Below are 16,779 nucleotides of genomic sequence, written 5' to 3'. Positions count from 1 at the left end.
CTAGCAGACAGCCCGCGTCATCGTTAGCGACCATCGCGAGCCTGCTCGCTCCTACAGTCTCCCTCGCATTGACCATCCGTAGTCCCGTGGAAACTTTCTCGATTGCCCGGCAGTCATCAAAAGACAAGGGCGACCGAGGACCATCAGACGGAGGCGACATGGCGGCGATTCATATCGGTATTTCAGGCTGGCGCTACACACCCTGGCGGGGGGATTTCTACCCGAAGGGGCTGACACAGAAACGCGAATTGCAATTCGCCTCGCGAGCGGTCAACAGCATCGAAATCAATGGATCGTTTTACGCCCTGCAACGGCCTGAACGTTACGCCGAGTGGTACGCGGAAACGCCGGCGGACTTCGTGTTCAGCGTCAAGGCCCCGCGCTTCATCACCCATATCCGGCGCTTGCGCGACATCCACACGCCCCTGGCCAACTTCTTCGCCTCCGGGGTGCTGGAGCTCAAGGAAAAACTCGGTCCGATCCTCTGGCAGTTTCCCCCCAACTTCAAATTCAATGCCGAGCTGTTCGAAAGCTTCCTTGAACAATTGCCGCAAAACACCCAGCAGGCCGCCGCCCTCGCCCGCCAACACGATTCGCACCTGCACGGCCACGCCAGCACCAAGGCGTACAAGAAAAAGCCGCTGCGCCACGCTGTCGAGATCAGGAACGACACCTTCATCGACCCCGCGTTTGTCCGGTTGCTAAAGCGCTACAACGTTGCCTTGGTCATCGCCGACACGGCGGGTAAATGGCCGTATCGCGAAGACCTCACCAGCGATTTCGTCTACCTGCGCCTGCACGGCGCCGAAGAACTCTATGCCAGCGGCTACACCCCGCAGGCGCTGGATCGCTGGAGCAAGCGGATCGATGCCTGGAACCATGGCAAGCAACCGTCCGACCCGCAATTGATCGCACCGCGACAAAAGCCCAAGGTGCGCAAATCCCGCGAAGTGTTCTGCTATTTCGACAACGACATCAAGGTCCGCGCGCCTTACGACGCCCGCCGCTTGCTCGAGCATTTCCATCTCGACAAGAACCTAGCCACAGCACCCGGCGAGCCTGTGGCCGAAGGGATGCTGCCATGAATGGGCCCGAGCCGTTAAGCCCCACCGGCGAGCAGCCGCAAACCCTGGCTGCCGTGCAGCGTTTCACCCTACTGACGGTCAATACGCACAAGGGCTTCACCGCCCTCAATCGCCGCTTCATCCTGCCGGAACTGCGCGAGGCGGTGCGGAGCGTGTCCGCTGATGTGGTGTTTTTGCAGGAAGTCCACGGCACCCACGAACATCACCCGCAGCGCTACAGCAACTGGCCGGCGATGCCACAGTACGAATTCCTCGCCGACACCCTGTGGCCGCAGTTCGCCTACGGGCGCAACGCGGTGTATCCGGCCGGCGATCACGGTAACGCACTGCTGTCGAAATTCCAGATCATCCGTCACGACAACCTCGACGTGTCGATCAGCGGCCACGAGAACCGCGGCATCCTTCATTGTGTATTGCGCCTGCCCGGTGACGGACCGGAGGTGCACGCGATCTGCGTCCACCTGGGCCTGCGCGAAACCCATCGCACCGAACAGCTTAAGCTGCTGGCCCGACGCCTCGAAGAATTGCCGAGTGAAGCCCCGGTGATCGTCGCGGGCGACTTCAACGACTGGCGCCAGCGCGCCGATGCATTGCTCAAACCTTGCGGTCTGCGCGAGGTGTTCGCCGAACACCACGGCAAACCGGCGCGCAGTTTTCCGGCACGCTTGCCGGCCCTGCGCCTCGACCGCATTTACGTGCGCAACCTCAAGGCCAGCCGCCCGAAAGTACTCGCGTCGCGTCCCTGGTCGCACCTATCCGACCACGCACCGCTATCGGTGGAGATCGAGCTATGAGCAGTGCACCCATGGAAAAAGCCGCGGTGGAGCACCTGTCCACGACCCCGCCGCTCCGCGAGCCGGGCGTGGTCGATGTCGAATACGGCTGGCATGGCAACAACCTGGTGCAGTTGCTGGAAAACGGCGAAGCCTATTTTCCCCGGGTCTTCGAGGCCATGCGCCAGGCGAAGACGGAAATCCTCCTGGAAACCTTCATCGTCTTCGAGGACAAGGTCGGCAATGAGTTGCAGCAAGTGCTGATCGAGGCGGCGCAACGCGGCGTACGGGTCACTGCGAGCTTCGACGGTTTTGGCTGTGGCGAGCTGACCACCGGTTATCTCGCGGCGTTGAGCGAAGCCGGCGTGCGCATTCAGATGTTCGATCCGGCGCCGAAGCACCTGGGCTTTCGCACCAACTGGTTCCGCCGCCTGCACCGCAAGATTGTGGTGGTCGATGGCACGATTGCGTTCCTTGGCGGAATCAACTATTCAGCTGACCATCTCGCCGATTTCGGGCCCGAGGCCAAGCAGGATTACTCGGTGGAAGTGCAAGGTCCGGCGGTCGCCGACATTCATCACTTCGCCCTCCTGCAAAGCGGTCGCCCCGCCCGAGCGAAATACTGGTGGCAACGGCGCCGGCAACGGCGCTCGGAACTGGCGTTCAACGATCACGATGGCCAGGTGCGACTGGTGTACCGGGACAACGGTGATCACCGCACCGACATCGAGGAGGTTTATCGACTGGCCCTGCGCAGCGCCCAGCGCCGGGTAGTAATCGCCAATGCCTACTTCTTTCCGGGCTATCGCCTGCTGCGGGAGATTCGCAACGCCGCTCGACGCGGGGTCGATGTGCGCCTGATTCTGCAAGGTCAACCGGACATGCTGGTGGCCAAGCTGGCGGCGCGCATGACCTACGACTACCTGCTCAAATCCGGCGTGCAGATTCACGAATATTGCGAGCGCCCGCTGCACGGCAAGGTCGCGCTGGTGGACGAGGACTGGAGCACCGTCGGTTCGAGCAACCTCGATCCGCTGAGCCTGTCGATGAACCTGGAAGCCAATGTGTTGATCCGTGATCGCGCATTCAATCGCCACCTGTTCGAGCGCCTTGAATACCTGAGCATTAACCATTGCAAAGCCATGTCCCCGGAAAAGTCACCGCGCGGACGGGTCTGGCACATGACCGTCGGTTTCCTGGTATTTCACTTTCTGCGGCACTTCCCGGCATGGGCCGGTTGGTTGCCGGCGCACAAGCCGCGCCTGAAACCGTTCACTCACCTCACCGGGGGCGATCGCCATGGAACGCGTTGAAACGCACTCGGCGCCCCACGCCGACAGCCCGCACACATCCCGCTGGAGTCGCTGGAAAAAACCGCTGACGGTGCTGTTTTTCCTGGCGCTGATCGTACTGTTCACGATGCTTGCCCAGCGCATTGAATGGAACGAGGTGTTCGACACCCTTGCCGATTTCAAGGTGCGCACGCTGATCATTGCGTCCGGGCTGACGCTGGTGAGTTTCCTGGTGTACGCCTGCTTCGACCTGATCGGCCGCACCTACATTCGTCAGGACCTGACCTGGAAGCAGATCCTGCCGGTGGGCATCATCAGTTACGCCTTCAATCTTAACCTCAGCGCCTGGGTCGGCGGGATCGCCATGCGTTATCGCCTTTATTCCAGGCTCGGGGTGAGCAAAAGCAACATCGCGAAGATCCTCGGCCTGAGCCTGGCAACCAACTGGTTCGGTTACATGGTGATCGCCGGTGCGGTATTCAGCAGCGGGCTGGTGCGCATGCCGCCGGGCTGGAAGCTCAGCAGTGGCGCGTTGCAAATCGTGGGCGCTGTGTTGCTGCTGGTGAGCGCGGGTTACCTAGCGGCCTGTCAGTTTTCCAAGCGCCGGGAGTGGTCGATTCGCGGCGTGGAAATCAACCTGCCCTCCCTGCGCATGGCGGTCCTGCAACTGGCCCTCGGCGCGTTGAACTGGTCGCTGATGGCGGCGGTGATTTTCACCTTGCTGCCGAGCAAACTGGATTATCCGCTGGTACTCGGGGTGTTGCTGATCAGCGCCATCGCCGGGGTCATCACGCACATCCCCGCGGGGCTTGGCGTGCTGGAGGCGGTATTTGTGGCGTTGCTGCAGCATGAGGTGTCGCGGGGCAGCCTGGTGGCGGGGTTGTTGGCGTATCGGGCGATTTATTTCATTTTGCCGTTGTTGATCACGTTGGTGATGTATCTGGTGGTGGAGGCCAAGGCCAAGTCGTTGCGGATTGCAAAGAAGCCCAAGTGATGGGTGGCGCCTGACAGGGCGCCGAAGAGGCCAGCAAAATCACCGCTTATTTCGACTGAATAATGCTCAACCGCTCCCCCACCACCATCTCGGTAATCCAGTCCACCAGAATCGACGTGTACGCCTGCTGCGACACCGGCTCGCTCAACGCGTGATCCGCGCCGTCGATAATCCGGTGGGTCAGCGAATGCGTCTGCTGGCACGCGGCCCGGTAACTCATGATCGTCGCATGGGGCACGTAGGCGTCAGTCTCGGATTCCACCAGCAACACATCCCCGGTGAATTGCGAACAGGCATGCAACGCGCGGTTGCTATCAGCGCGCACCAGCGTGCTGCGGTAATCGCGCAGGTCCATCTTGTCCAGGTCGCGTTTGGGCGTGTGCCACTGCTCGTCGCGATACAGCGCCGGCACCCGCAGCGCCAGCCACCGCACCGGACGCAACGAGGTCAGGATCGAGGCCAGATAACCACCGTAGCTGGTGCCGACCACCGCGACCGCCGACGTATCGAGCGCCGGATGCGCGAGCAAGCGGTCGTACGCCGCCAGCAGGTCGCGCAGGTTATCTTCGCGGGTGACCCGGGTCAGCGGAATGCCGGTGCCGCCAGTATGTCCGCGCAAATCGAACGTCAGGCACACGCACCCCAGACCGGCAATGCCTTTGGCCCGCTCAAGGTCGCGCTCCTGACTCCCGCCCCAGCCGTGCACGAACAGCACGCCGGGGACTTTGGATTTGGGACTGAGGAAAGTCCCGATCATCTGTTCATCGTCGATGTCGATCTGAATGGTTTCGCTTCTAGCCGTCATAGGATTTAACCGTCACGTACTTGAGTAGAAAGTCACTGTTTTCAGCCGGCCCGCGGTACACCTCGACGGCGTCCGCCGGCAGCGCTTGATCGATGTAGGTTTCCACCGAGGACACGCGGATCGCGCGCATGCCCGGATCGTTGACGAAACTCTGCAACGCCGCCACTTCCGCGCTGCTGGCGCCGCCCATACGCCAGGATTGTTCGAGCACACCGCTGCGCCGTTTGCCGTTGCTGTCCAGGCCCTGGGCGATGTCGTAGTTGCGCCGGGAGGCGTAGAAGCCTGGGTAGGCCTCGTCCGCGGCCTTGTCGAACACCTGTGCCTGGCGAATCGCCAATTGCACGTCGTCAGGTAATTCCAGTTCCAGCAAATCGGCGTAGTCGCCTCGCACAACCAGCAGGTTCGACCCTCCATAAACCTGCTCGCCTTGAGCGTCTGCGGTCAAGTATTGATCACCGCAGTAGCTCAGCACATGGTCGCCAATGAAGCTTTGGCCGACGCTGTGGGTCACCACGTCGGTGAGATCCTGCTCCAGCACCACACCTTCGTTGAACAGCGCTTCGGCATCTGGCCTGGCGAGGATTTCATCGAACTGGTCGAGGCTCTGGATCACTTCCTGGCCACGCCCGGCACAGGCATGAATCGGCTTGAGACGAATCGGACCGTTGTAGAGCAAGTGCTCCGCCGCGGGCCGCGCATCGTCGAGGGAAAATACGCTGAGGCCGTCGAGCACCACGCTGCGCACCCGCTCGGAAAACAGCGGCGACCAGCCCGGCGGAGCGTGCGCATCCTTGCTGCGCAGGCCGTGGCTGATGGCTTTGGTGCAGATGAAATCATGCTCGACGTAGCCGCCCCACAAATCCTCAGGACCGCTGACACCCAGCTGCCGGGCGGCTGCGGCGCCGACCAGGGTCTGGGTAGGCAACAGATAAAGGTCGCGGCCCTTGTGCTGTTCGGGGTCGTAACTGCCGCCGTATTTAAATCCCAGGATATTCGCCAGCCAACGGGCCAGCGCGCAATTGGTATCGACTTCGTGCTGTGGCGCGTCAGGTCTCACCGAATGGGCGACTACCCGTTTTTTGCGGTTTGCTGGGGTCATGCATCCCCCTTCAATCGGCACTAGATGTATGTCATTGAAGGGGTGCAGAGATCAGGCCAACCGACGCTCGATTGAAATGCTCGACAATTCAACGAGTTGTCAAAAACGTGATAGCACTGAGCCTGTCTTATTCTGCACGACGCGAGTGGCGACTCCGGTGTTTTGCACGATTCAAACGGTGGGAGCGGGGTGAGATTACGGGCGGGTCACCGCCGCACTCGGCGTCACGCCAAACCGCGTCCGATAATCACTCGGCGCCAGCCCGGTAATTTTCTTGAACGTCGCGCGAAACGCACTGGGGTCCTGATAGCCGACGGTCCAGGCAATGTGGTCGATGGTGCCGTTGGTGAATTCCAGCATTTCCCGAGCCTTGCCGACCCGCAAGTGCTGGCAGTATTCAGTCGGTTTCAAGCCAGTCGCCCCGCGGAATCGGCGCAGGAACGTGCGCTCCTCCAGCCCTGCCCGCTCGGCCATCGTCGTCAGCGAAACGTCGGTCGCGCCAGTGCTTTGCAGCCAATGCTGGACCTTGAGAATCGAGGCGTCGCCATGGCTCAGAATCGGCGAAAAATTACTGCCGCACTCGCTCGCGCTGTCGCTGTGTTCCACCACCAGAAAACGCGCGGTACCGGTAGCGATGCTCGGCCCCAGCAGCCGATCGACCAGCCGCAGACCCAGCTCGGACCAGGCCATCAACCCGGCCGTGGTAATCAGGTCGCCGTCGTCGACAATTGGCGTATCAGCCTTGAGCTTGATCGCCGGATAACGCTCGGCGAATGCCTTGGCCGAGGTCCAGTGGGTGGTGGCACTTCGGCCGTCCAGCAGGCCGCTTTCGGCCAATAGAATCGAGCCCACGCACACTCCGCCCAGGGTTGCGCCCTGGGCATGTTGCTGACGAATCCAGCGCAACAAGCCTTCGGGCGCCTGGCCTTCGGAAAAACCGCCAATGGACGGCGGGATCAGCAGGGCCACCAATGCCTCGTCCGCCGCCGGGTAGCTGTCGTAAATCCGCCGAGGCGACTGATCGCCATCGACTTGCCAATGGCTGACCCGCAACAGCGGCAATTGCGCCGCCTGATAGTCGGTGGCAATGCGGTTCGCCACCGCGAACAAATCCGTCAACCCGTGCACCGCCGCCATCTGCGCGCCGGGGTAAATCAGCACGCCCAGCTCGGCGATTGCCCTTTGTGCGTCCATTGTCAGTTTTCCCCCTTCTATTGTCGGTGCGGCCAATCCCCGGACGTTACGCCACAGCCGATACTTCGTGCCACACCCACCAACACTTCGAGGAAACAGTCATGGCCAAGCAAGCACTCATCGTAGTTGATATCCAAAACGACTACTTCCCCCAAGGCAAGTGGCCGCTGGTCGGGGCGGACGCCGCTGCGGATAATGCGGTCCGCCTGCTCAAGACCTTTCGCGACGCCGGTGATTCGGTGGTGCACATCCGCCACGAGTTCACCTCCGAGGATGCCCCCTTCTTCACGCCGGGTTCCGAAGGCGCGAAGCTGCACCCCAAAGTCCTCAACCACGCCGACGAACCGGTGGTGCTCAAACACTTCGTCAACTCGTTCCGCGAAACCGAACTGAAGTCGATCCTCGACGAACAAGGCATCAAGGAACTGGTAGTGATCGGCAGCATGAGCCACATGTGCATCGACGGTATCACCCGCGCGGCCGCCGACATGGGATACAGCGTCACCGTCATCCACGACGCCTGTGCCTCTCGGGACCTGGAGTTCAATGGCGTCACGGTTCCGGCAGCCCATGTGCATGCGGCCTTCATGTCCGCCTTGGGCTTCGCCTACGCCAGCGTGGTGTCGACTGACGAGTTCCTGCGCCTGTAGGAGACCGTGTCCGAGGTCGAAAATGAAGTGACCTCACACCCGTGAAAACTCCACAAAAAAGGCCCGGCGCTGTTAGCGCCGGGCCTTTTGGTTCAGATCGGGTGAAGCGTGCGATCAGAACGGGATATCGTCATCAAAGCTGTCGAAATCCGGAGCCGGTTGCGGAGCGGCCTGCTGCGGAGCCGGACGCGACTGTTGCGGTGCCGACTGCTGCGGACGCGGAGCCTGCTGCTGGCGTGGCGCCGGAGCGGACTGCTGATAGTTATTGCCCCCGCCTTGTTGGTCGCCCTGTTGTGGACGGCCGCCCAGCAGTTGCATGGTGCCTTGCATGTCGACCACGATTTCAGTGGTGTAACGCTTGATGCCGTCTTTTTCCCACTCGCGGGTCTGCAGCTTGCCTTCGATGTAGACCTGCGAACCTTTACGCAGGTATTCGCCGGCGATCTCCGCCACCTTGCCGAACATCGATACACGGTGCCATTCGGTCTTCTCGACCTTTTGACCGGTTTGCTTGTCGGTCCACTGTTCGCTGGTCGCCAGACTCAGGTTGGTCACGGCGTTACCGTTAGGCAGGTAGCGAACTTCGGGATCCTGGCCGCAAGTGCCGACCAATATGACTTTGTTAACCCCACGGGCCATAACGTTCTCCTAGGCTACGCACTGCGCCTCGGCCGGGTTGTTCACCAGGCGCTCAAGGGTGGTGCGATCCAATAGTTCTGTGTCCAATTTGATGTAAATCGCTGCTTCATCAGCAACGATCACTGCATCTGTTACCCCTACGACGGCCTTCAGGCGCTCTACCAGACCCGCTTCGCGGATCGCCTCGGGCGACAACGGCAAGCGCAGGCTCGTGACATAAGGTGGTTCGCGCATGGTAACAGCAAAGGCCAGCCAGAGGGCAGCCAGGCCCGCGCATCCGAGGAAGACAACCGACAAACCGCCATGCTGAAACAGCCAACCGCCGAGGATCCCGCCCAGCGCAGAACCAAGGAACTGACTGGTGGAGTAAACCCCCATCGCCGTGCCCTTGCCCCCTGCCGGTGAAACCTTGCTGATCAGCGATGGCAAAGAAGCTTCCAGCAAGTTGAAGGCGGTAAAGAACACCACCGTTCCGATCACCAGAGCCCGCAAGCTATCGCCGAACTGCCAGAAGAATAGCTCAGTGAGCATCAGCGTCAGCACCGCGCCCAATAAAACTCGTTTCATTTTGCGTTTCTTCTCGCCGTAGATAATGAACGGGATCATGGCGAAGAAGGAAATCAGCAGCGCAGTCAGGTAAACCCACCAGTGCTGTTCTTTGGGCAGGCCGGCTTTTTCCACCAGAGCCAGCGGCAAGGCGACGAAGCTCGACATCAACATCGCGTGCAACACAAAAATGCCCAGGTCCAGGCGCAGCAGGTCCGGATGCTTGAGGGTCGGCATCAGCGCCTGGCGCGCGACGCCGGATTCTCGATGCTGCAGCGGCCCGACAGCCCGCGGCACCATGAACATCACGATCACAATGCCGACCAGGGCCATGGCGCCCGTGGCGAGGAACAATCCTGAAAGACCAAAGGCGCGCGTCAGCAACGGTCCTACGACCATGGCGACAGCGAACGACAGACCGATCGTCATGCCGATCATGGCCATGGCCTTGGTCCGATGCTGTTCGCGGGTCAGGTCTGACAGCAACGCCATCACCGCCGCAGAAATTGCTCCGGCGCCTTGCAGGATTCGTCCAGCGATCACACCCCAGATCGAATCAGCATTGGCCGCCAGCACGCTGCCCAGGGCGAAGACGATCAGCCCGAGGTAAATCACCGGCCGGCGACCGATGCGGTCGGAAATGAAACCGAAAGGAATCTGAAAAATCGCCTGGGTCAGGCCGTAGGCGCCAATCGCCAGGCCGATAAGGGCCGGGGTCGCTCCTGCCAGATCCATCCCATAGGTCGCCAATACCGGCAACACCATGAACATGCCAAGCATACGGAAGGCGAACACGAGGGCCAGACCGCTTGCCGCGCGGGTCTCGCTACCACTCATGCGTTCGCTGTGGGGATCGTGCATGGAAAAACCTCATGTGAACCGGCGGCGATTCTACCAGTCCCATCGATTGACGGGGTATATCGCGACGCTTTGACGCGTTCTGCTGACAGACTCTTCATGTAAGACAGTCACCCACTCGTTTGATAGTGTGCATCCATCCAGTATTTGGCCGTATACTCCTACGTTTTCGACGCCCGCCAAGCGAGGCCACTTTGGACAAGATCCTGATTCGTGGGGCCCGAACCCACAACCTGAAGAACATCGACCTGACCCTGCCACGGGACAAACTGATCGTCATCACCGGCCTGTCCGGATCCGGCAAATCGTCCCTGGCCTTCGACACGCTCTACGCCGAAGGTCAGCGCCGTTACGTCGAATCGCTGTCGGCCTATGCCCGGCAGTTTTTGTCGATGATGGAAAAACCGGACGTCGACACCATCGAAGGTCTGTCGCCGGCCATTTCCATCGAGCAAAAATCGACGTCGCATAACCCGCGTTCGACGGTCGGCACCATCACCGAAATCTACGATTACCTGCGCCTGCTTTACGCTCGCGTGGGTATTCCGCGTTGCCCGGACCATGATATTCCGCTGGAGGCGCAAACCGTCAGCCAGATGGTCGACCTGGTCCTCGCCCAGCCGGAGGGCAGCAAACTGATGCTGCTGGCCCCGGTGATCCGCGAGCGTAAAGGCGAACACCTTTCGGTCTTCGAAGAACTGCGTGCCCAGGGCTTCGTGCGGGCCCGGGTCAACGGCCGGCTCTGTGAGCTGGACGAGTTGCCGAAGCTGGATAAACAGAAAAAGCACTCGATCGATGTCGTAGTCGACCGTTTCAAGGTTCGCGCAGACCTGCAACAACGTCTGGCCGAATCGTTCGAGACCGCGTTGAAGCTGGCCGACGGCATTGCCCTGGTGGCGCCGATGGACGACGAGCCGGGTGAAGAAATCATCTTCTCCGCGCGCTTCGCCTGCCCGATTTGCGGCCATGCCATCAGTGAGCTGGAACCCAAGCTGTTCTCCTTCAACAACCCGGCCGGCGCCTGCCCGACCTGCGACGGCCTGGGCGTGAAGCAATTCTTCGATATCAAGCGACTGGTCAATGGCGAACTGACCCTGGCCGAAGGCGCGATTCGCGGCTGGGACCGGCGTAACGTCTATTACTTTCAGATGCTTGGGTCGCTGGCGTCACACTACAAGTTCAGCCTGGAAGTGCCGTTCAACCATCTACCGGCGGATCAACAGAAATTCATCCTCCACGGTAGCGGCTCGCAGAACGTCGATTTCAAATACCTGAACGATCGTGGTGACATCGTCAAACGTTCGCACCCGTTCGAAGGCATCGTGCCGAATCTGGAACGCCGCTACCGTGAAACCGAATCGGCTTCCGTGCGCGAAGAACTGGCCAAGTTCCTCAGCACCCAGCCTTGCCCGGATTGCCGTGGCACCCGCCTGCGTCGCGAGGCGCGACACGTCTGGGTTGGCGAGAAAACGCTGCCGGCGGTGACCAACCTGCCGATCGGCGATGCCTGCGAATACTTCGGCGTGCTGAAGCTGACCGGACGTCGCGGCGAAATTGCCGACAAGATTCTCAAGGAAATCCGCGAGCGTCTGCAGTTCCTGGTCAACGTCGGTCTCGACTATCTATCGCTGGATCGCAGTGCGGACACATTGTCTGGCGGCGAGGCTCAGCGGATTCGTCTGGCGAGCCAGATCGGCGCCGGTCTGGTCGGCGTTCTGTACATCCTCGATGAACCGTCGATCGGTCTGCACCAACGCGATAACGATCGGTTGCTCGGCACGCTCAAACACCTGCGCGACATCGGCAACACGGTGATCGTGGTCGAGCACGACGAAGACGCGATTCGCCTGGCGGATTATGTGGTGGATATCGGCCCTGGCGCCGGTGTGCATGGCGGACATATCGTCGCCGAAGGGACGCCGGCCGAGGTCATGGCTCACCCTGATTCGTTGACGGGTAAATATTTGTCGGGGCGCGTGAAGATCGCCGTTCCGGCGAAGCGAACCCCGCGCAACAAGAAGCTGTCGCTTTCTCTTAAAGGGGCTCGCGGCAACAACTTGCGCAACGTCGACCTGGACATTCCGATTGGCCTGCTGACTTGCGTCACCGGCGTGTCAGGTTCGGGCAAGTCGACGCTGATCAACAATACGCTGTTTCCATTGAGCGCCACGGCTCTCAACGGCGCCACGACGCTTGAAGCCGCGGCCCACGACAGCATCAAGGGTCTTGAGCACCTGGACAAGGTCGTAGACATCGATCAGAGCCCGATCGGCCGCACGCCGCGCTCCAACCCCGCCACTTACACAGGTTTGTTCACGCCGATTCGCGAGCTGTTCGCCGGTGTGCCCGAATCCCGCTCGCGCGGCTACGGTCCGGGGCGCTTCTCCTTCAACGTGAAAGGCGGCCGCTGCGAGGCCTGTCAGGGCGATGGCCTGATCAAGGTTGAAATGCACTTCCTGCCGGACATCTATGTCCCGTGCGATGTCTGCAAGAGCAAGCGCTACAACCGCGAAACGCTGGAGATCAAGTACAAGGGCAAGAGCATCCACGAAACCCTCGAGATGACCATCGAGGAAGCCCGGGAGTTCTTCGACGCGGTTCCGGCGCTGGCGCGCAAGCTGCAGACGTTGATGGACGTAGGTCTCTCGTACATCAAGCTGGGGCAATCGGCGACCACGCTGTCCGGTGGTGAAGCGCAGCGGGTGAAACTGTCTCGCGAGCTGTCGAAGCGCGATACCGGCAAGACCCTGTATATCCTCGATGAGCCGACTACCGGTTTGCACTTCGCGGACATCCAGCAACTGCTCGACGTGCTGCATCGTCTGCGCGACCACGGCAACACGGTCGTGGTGATCGAGCACAACCTGGACGTGATCAAGACGGCCGACTGGCTGGTGGATCTTGGGCCGGAAGGCGGTTCCAAAGGTGGACAGATCATTGCCGTCGGTACACCGGAAGAAGTGGCCGAGATGAAGCAATCTCACACTGGTTTCTACCTTAAGCCACTGCTGGCTCGCGACAAGGCCTGAATCAGGCCCATGAAAAAGCCCCTGTCACGTCATCGGTGACAGGGGCTTTTTTATGTCGGCTGTGATCAGGCGTGGGATTGCAGGTAATTCTCCAGGCCGATCAACTTGATCAGTCCCAACTGCTTCTCGAGCCAATAGGTGTGATCTTCCTCGGTATCGTTCAGCTGAATGCGCAGGATCTCGCGGCTGACGTAGTCTTTATGCTGTTCGCAGAGCGCGATGCCCTTGCAGAGTGCAGCGCGGACTTTGTATTCCAGGCGCAGGTCGGCGGCCAGCATGTCAGGCACGGTGGTGCCGACATCGAGATCGTCCGGACGCATGCGTGGCGTGCCTTCCAGCATCAGGATTCGGCGCATCAGCGCATCGGCGTGTCCGGCTTCCTCTTCCATCTCGTGGTTGATTCGTTCGTAGAGCTTGGTGAATCCCCAGTCCTCATACATCCGCGAGTGAACGAAATATTGATCACGCGCGGCCAGTTCGCCGGTCAGCAACGTGTTGAGGTAATCGATTACGTCTGGGTGGCCTTGCATCGCCCTACATCTCCCTGCTTGAAAGTCTGTAGTTTGAACCAAGGAGACTGTTTGGTCACGGCGTTTGCGCGATAAAAGCGAAGATATTCTGAGAAAAGTGGTTTAAATAACGCAAAAACCGCCCTAATGAGGGCGGTTCTGCTTCTCGTTTAGACTTCGTTAAGCTGTACGTTAAGGGCCTTTGCGATTGCGTCTCCATACGCCGGGTCGGCCTTATGGAAGTGCTGCAACTGCCGATCAACTACATCGCTGGACACACCCGCCATCGCGCCGGCGATGTTGCGGACCAACAGTGCTTTTTGCTCGTCACTCATGAGCCGGAAGAGCGCGCCGGCGTGGCTGTAGTAATCAGTGTCTTCGCGATGATCATAACGATCAGCCGCGCCGCTCAGTGCCAGCGCAGGTTCAGCATAGCGAGGTGCTTGTTTTGGCGACTCGATGTAGCTGTTCGGCTCGTAGTTAGGTGCTGCACCGCCATTGCTGCCGAACGCCATGGAGCCATCACGCTGGTAATTGTTGACCGGACTGCGAGGCGCATTCACCGGCAGTTGCTGGTGGTTGGTGCCGATACGGTAGCGGTGCGCATCGGCGTAGGCAAATACTCGACCTTGCAGCATGCGGTCTGGGGACAGCCCCACACCCGGCACCATGTTGCTTGGGCCGAATGCTGCTTGCTCAACTTCCGCAAAGTAGTTCAACGGATTACGGTTGAGTTCAAGTTCACCCACCTCAATCAACGGAAACTCTTTCTGCGACCAGGTCTTGGTGACATCGAAAGGGTTTTCATAATGCGCCTCGGCCTGGGCCTCGGTCATGATCTGGATGCATACGCGCCATTTCGGGAAGTCACCGCGTTCGATCGCCTCGAACAAGTCGCGCTGGGCGTAATCCGGATCGATGCCGGCTAAACGCGCAGCGTCCGCGGGCGCGAGGTTTTTGATTCCTTGCCGGGTTTTATAGTGCCACTTCACCCAGTGACGCTCGCCGCTGGCGCTGATCAGGCTGTAGGTGTGGCTGCCGAAGCCGTGCATGTGACGGTAGCCATCAGGAATGCCGCGGTCAGAAAACAGAATGGTGACCTGGTGCAGCGCCTCAGGCGAGTGCGACCAGAAGTCCCACATCATCTGCGCGCTTTTCAGGTTGCTTTGCGGCAGGCGCTTTTGAGTGTGAATAAAATCCGGAAATTTGAGTGGGTCGCGGATGAAGAACACCGGCGTGTTGTTGCCGACGATGTCCCAGTTGCCTTCTTCGGTGTAGAACTTCAAGGCGAATCCACGGGGATCGCGCTCGGTATCCGCCGAACCACGCTCACCCCCTACGGTGGAAAATCGCAAGAACGTGGGGGTTTGCTTGCCAACGGATTCAAACAGCTTGGCGCTGGTGTACTCGGTGATGTCGCGCGTCACCGTGAACGTACCGTAAGCACCCGAACCTTTGGCGTGTACGCGGCGCTCCGGGATGTTTTCACGGTTGAAGTGGGCTAGCTTCTCGATCAGGTGAAAGTCGTCGAGGAGCAACGGGCCACGAGGGCCGGCGGAGCGGGAATTCTGATTGTCAGCGATAGGCGCGCCACTGGCGGTCGTTAGCGTTTGATTCGGGCTCATGCGATCTCTTCCTCTGTCGGTCTTGAACTGCCGGCTATCGGCTTGGGACGGAGTATTGACCATTGATCAGGAAGGCTACAAATTCATTAATTTGCAGAGATCAATAGAAAAATACTACCAATAATACCGCTGACATCATGACGGTACAGATTGCAGGGAAGCTTGTATAAACGACGCGTTTCTTACAGGCACAAAAAACCGGGCACTAGGCCCGGTTTCTTGTTTCAGACTGACGTCTTACTCAGCGGATACAGCTTCACCGCCGACAGCACGATCTACCAACTCGACGTACGCCATAGGCGCGTTGTCGCCAGCGCGGAAACCGCACTTGAGGATGCGCAGGTAGCCACCCTCACGGGTAGCGTAACGCTTGCCCAGGTCGTTGAAGAGCTTACCAACGATAGCTTTCGAACGAGTACGGTCGAAAGCCAGACGGCGGTTAGCAACGCTGTCAATCTTGGCCAAGGTGATCAGCGGCTCGGCAACGCGGCGCAGTTCTTTGGCTTTTGGCAGTGTAGTTTTGATCAGCTCGTGCTCGAACAGCGACACCGCCATGTTCTGAAACATGGCCTTGCGGTGCGAGCTGGTGCGGCTCAGGTGACGACCACTTTTACGATGACGCATGGTTCATTCCTTACCAAACACAACGTTCGGTGATTACGACGATCAGGCAGTCGCCTTGTCGTCCTTCTTAAGACTTGCAGGCGGCCAGTTGTCGAGGCGCATGCCGAGGGACAGACCGCGGGAGGCCAGAACGTCCTTGATTTCAGTCAAGGATTTCTTGCCAAGGTTCGGAGTCTTCAACAGCTCTACTTCGGTACGCTGAATCAGGTCGCCGATGTAGTAGATGTTTTCCGCCTTAAGGCAGTTAGCCGAACGTACAGTCAGTTCCAGATCGTCAACCGGGCGAAGCAGGATCGGATCGATCTCGTCTTCCTGCTCGACAACCACTGGCTCACTGTCACCTTTGAGGTCGACGAACGCAGCCAACTGCTGTTGCAGGATGGTTGCAGCGCGGCGAATAGCCTCTTCAGGATCCAGGGTACCGTTGGTTTCCAGATCAATAACCAGCTTGTCCAGGTTAGTACGCTGCTCGACACGGGCGTTTTCCACCACGTATGCGATACGGCGAACCGGGCTGAACGAAGAGTCAAGCTGCAAGCGACCGATGCTGCGGCTTTCGTCTTCATCGCTCTGACGCGAGTCTGCCGGTTCATAACCACGACCACGAGCTACGGTGAGCTTCATGTTCAGGGCGCCGTTAGACGCCAGGTTAGCGATTACGTGATCGGGGTTAACGATCTCGACATCATGATCCAGCTGAATATCGGCAGCGGTAACCACCCCCGAACCCTTCTTCGACAAGGTCAGCGTAACTTCGTCACGACCGTGCAGCTTGATAGCCAGACCTTTAAGGTTCAACAGGATTTCAATTACGTCTTCCTGTACGCCTTCGATGGCGCTGTACTCATGGAGCACACCGTCAATCTCGGCCTCGACTACTGCACAGCCGGGCATTGAGGACAACAGGATGCGGCGCAGCGCGTTGCCCAGGGTGTGGCCGAAACCACGCTCGAGAGGCTCGAGAGTGATCTTGGCGCGGGTTGGACTGACAACCTGCACATCAATATGGCGGGGTGTCAGGAACTCATTTACCGAAATCTGCATGGATGCACCTATT

Annotated in this window: 15 protein-coding genes; 6 read left to right on the top strand and 9 right to left on the bottom strand. The window is 59.7% G+C overall.

All coding sequences use genetic code 11. From position 1 onward, the window contains the following. The first annotated feature begins 158 nt into the window (after window positions 1-158). From NTD84_RS05960 to NTD84_RS05945, 4 genes are read left to right on the top strand one after another with little or no spacing between them, the layout of a single operon-like run. Window positions 159-1,085 (top strand): DUF72 domain-containing protein, encoded by a 927-nt coding sequence (locus tag NTD84_RS05960; RefSeq protein WP_262164037.1) that lies wholly within the window; start codon window positions 159-161, stop codon window positions 1,083-1,085. Further along, window positions 1,082-1,879, top strand: coding sequence for an endonuclease/exonuclease/phosphatase family protein (locus NTD84_RS05955; RefSeq protein WP_262164036.1), 798 nt, complete (start codon window positions 1,082-1,084; stop codon window positions 1,877-1,879). The genes NTD84_RS05960 and NTD84_RS05955 overlap by 4 nt, the downstream gene beginning before the upstream one ends. After that, entirely contained in the window at window positions 1,876-3,171 is a 1,296-nt protein-coding gene (gene clsB / locus NTD84_RS05950; RefSeq protein ID WP_262164035.1) for a cardiolipin synthase ClsB, read from the top strand. The genes NTD84_RS05955 and clsB overlap by 4 nt, the downstream gene beginning before the upstream one ends. Next, entirely contained in the window at window positions 3,158-4,144 is a 987-nt protein-coding gene (locus NTD84_RS05945; RefSeq protein ID WP_262164034.1) for a lysylphosphatidylglycerol synthase domain-containing protein, read from the top strand. Before clsB ends, NTD84_RS05945 begins: the two co-directional genes overlap by 14 nt. 46 nt (window positions 4,145-4,190) lie before the next feature. Here the strand turns inward: NTD84_RS05945 and NTD84_RS05940 are convergent, their stop codons facing one another. The 3 genes from NTD84_RS05940 to NTD84_RS05930 all read right to left on the bottom strand — a co-directional run bounded on the left by NTD84_RS05940 (window position 4,191) and on the right by NTD84_RS05930 (window position 7,242). Continuing rightward, complete coding sequence (locus tag NTD84_RS05940) at window positions 4,191-4,949, bottom strand: alpha/beta hydrolase family protein (protein ID WP_262164033.1); 759 nt, start codon at window positions 4,947-4,949, stop codon at window positions 4,191-4,193. Continuing rightward, window positions 4,939-6,048 carry a DUF3182 family protein gene (locus tag NTD84_RS05935; protein ID WP_262164032.1) on the bottom strand — a complete coding sequence of 370 codons (1,110 nt, stop codon included), beginning with the start codon at window positions 6,046-6,048 and terminating at the stop codon, window positions 4,939-4,941. Before NTD84_RS05935 ends, NTD84_RS05940 begins: the two co-directional genes overlap by 11 nt. Before the next feature lie 195 nt (window positions 6,049-6,243). Continuing rightward, window positions 6,244-7,242, bottom strand: a complete 999-nt coding sequence (locus NTD84_RS05930) for a GlxA family transcriptional regulator (RefSeq protein ID WP_262164031.1) — start codon at window positions 7,240-7,242, stop codon at window positions 6,244-6,246. A 101-nt stretch (window positions 7,243-7,343) separates the two neighbouring features. Here NTD84_RS05930 and NTD84_RS05925 point away from each other — a divergent pair, with 101 nt between their 5' ends. Next, window positions 7,344-7,892 (top strand): cysteine hydrolase family protein, encoded by a 549-nt coding sequence (locus NTD84_RS05925; protein WP_262164030.1) that lies wholly within the window; start codon window positions 7,344-7,346, stop codon window positions 7,890-7,892. 114 nt (window positions 7,893-8,006) lie between these two features. On the opposite strand, the gene NTD84_RS05920 is transcribed toward NTD84_RS05925, so the two are convergent. Next, the gene (locus NTD84_RS05920) at window positions 8,007-8,531 is read right to left on the bottom strand and encodes a single-stranded DNA-binding protein (protein ID WP_008041307.1); all 525 of its coding nucleotides are present in this window, start codon (window positions 8,529-8,531) and stop codon (window positions 8,007-8,009) included. A 9-nt stretch (window positions 8,532-8,540) separates the two neighbouring features. Beyond that, the gene (locus NTD84_RS05915) at window positions 8,541-9,938 is read right to left on the bottom strand and encodes an MFS transporter (protein ID WP_262164029.1); all 1,398 of its coding nucleotides are present in this window, start codon (window positions 9,936-9,938) and stop codon (window positions 8,541-8,543) included. A 191-nt stretch (window positions 9,939-10,129) separates the two neighbouring features. Between NTD84_RS05915 and uvrA the strand changes: the two genes are divergently transcribed. Then, window positions 10,130-12,964, top strand: coding sequence for an excinuclease ABC subunit UvrA (uvrA, locus tag NTD84_RS05910; RefSeq protein ID WP_262164028.1), 2,835 nt, complete (start codon window positions 10,130-10,132; stop codon window positions 12,962-12,964). Between the two features lie 65 nt (window positions 12,965-13,029). Here uvrA and bfr read toward each other — a convergent pair whose 3' ends face one another. From bfr to NTD84_RS05890, 4 genes are all read right to left on the bottom strand, one after another. Then, entirely contained in the window at window positions 13,030-13,494 is a 465-nt protein-coding gene (gene bfr, locus NTD84_RS05905) for a bacterioferritin (protein WP_262164027.1), read from the bottom strand. 149 nt (window positions 13,495-13,643) lie between these two features. Beyond that, the gene (locus NTD84_RS05900) at window positions 13,644-15,098 is read right to left on the bottom strand and encodes a catalase (protein ID WP_262164026.1); all 1,455 of its coding nucleotides are present in this window, start codon (window positions 15,096-15,098) and stop codon (window positions 13,644-13,646) included. A 237-nt stretch (window positions 15,099-15,335) separates the two neighbouring features. Then, a complete protein-coding gene (rplQ, locus tag NTD84_RS05895; RefSeq protein WP_192309350.1) occupies window positions 15,336-15,722 on the bottom strand; it encodes a 50S ribosomal protein L17 in 387 nt (128 codons plus the stop codon). 42 nt (window positions 15,723-15,764) lie between these two features. Beyond that, window positions 15,765-16,766, bottom strand: coding sequence for a DNA-directed RNA polymerase subunit alpha (locus tag NTD84_RS05890; protein WP_003186012.1), 1,002 nt, complete (start codon window positions 16,764-16,766; stop codon window positions 15,765-15,767). Window positions 16,767-16,779 lie beyond the last annotated feature (13 nt).

Source organism: Pseudomonas sp. 14P_8.1_Bac3 (genome assembly GCF_025466085.1).
Classification (GTDB): domain Bacteria; phylum Pseudomonadota; class Gammaproteobacteria; order Pseudomonadales; family Pseudomonadaceae; genus Aquipseudomonas.
Note: the sequence above shows the minus strand (reverse complement) of the source record. Positions and strands in the feature narration are given on the sequence as shown.

Excerpts from the sequence above, each read along its gene's own strand:
- bfr (WP_262164027.1), bottom strand. The coding sequence starts at position 13,494 with ATGCAAGGCCACCCAGACGTAATCGATTACCTCAACACGTTGCTGACC.
- NTD84_RS05935 (WP_262164032.1), bottom strand. The coding sequence starts at position 6,048 with ATGACCCCAGCAAACCGCAAAAAACGGGTAGTCGCCCATTCGGTGAGA.
- NTD84_RS05890 (WP_003186012.1), bottom strand. The coding sequence starts at position 16,766 with ATGCAGATTTCGGTAAATGAGTTCCTGACACCCCGCCATATTGATGTG.
- NTD84_RS05940 (WP_262164033.1), bottom strand. The coding sequence starts at position 4,949 with ATGACGGCTAGAAGCGAAACCATTCAGATCGACATCGACGATGAACAG.
- NTD84_RS05915 (WP_262164029.1), bottom strand. The coding sequence starts at position 9,938 with ATGCACGATCCCCACAGCGAACGCATGAGTGGTAGCGAGACCCGCGCG.
- NTD84_RS05945 (WP_262164034.1), top strand. The coding sequence starts at position 3,158 with ATGGAACGCGTTGAAACGCACTCGGCGCCCCACGCCGACAGCCCGCAC.
- NTD84_RS05900 (WP_262164026.1), bottom strand. The coding sequence starts at position 15,098 with ATGAGCCCGAATCAAACGCTAACGACCGCCAGTGGCGCGCCTATCGCT.
- NTD84_RS05925 (WP_262164030.1), top strand. The coding sequence starts at position 7,344 with ATGGCCAAGCAAGCACTCATCGTAGTTGATATCCAAAACGACTACTTC.
- clsB (WP_262164035.1), top strand. The coding sequence starts at position 1,876 with ATGAGCAGTGCACCCATGGAAAAAGCCGCGGTGGAGCACCTGTCCACG.
- rplQ (WP_192309350.1), bottom strand. The coding sequence starts at position 15,722 with ATGCGTCATCGTAAAAGTGGTCGTCACCTGAGCCGCACCAGCTCGCAC.
- NTD84_RS05960 (WP_262164037.1), top strand. The coding sequence starts at position 159 with ATGGCGGCGATTCATATCGGTATTTCAGGCTGGCGCTACACACCCTGG.
- NTD84_RS05955 (WP_262164036.1), top strand. The coding sequence starts at position 1,082 with ATGAATGGGCCCGAGCCGTTAAGCCCCACCGGCGAGCAGCCGCAAACC.
- NTD84_RS05930 (WP_262164031.1), bottom strand. The coding sequence starts at position 7,242 with ATGGACGCACAAAGGGCAATCGCCGAGCTGGGCGTGCTGATTTACCCC.
- NTD84_RS05920 (WP_008041307.1), bottom strand. The coding sequence starts at position 8,531 with ATGGCCCGTGGGGTTAACAAAGTCATATTGGTCGGCACTTGCGGCCAG.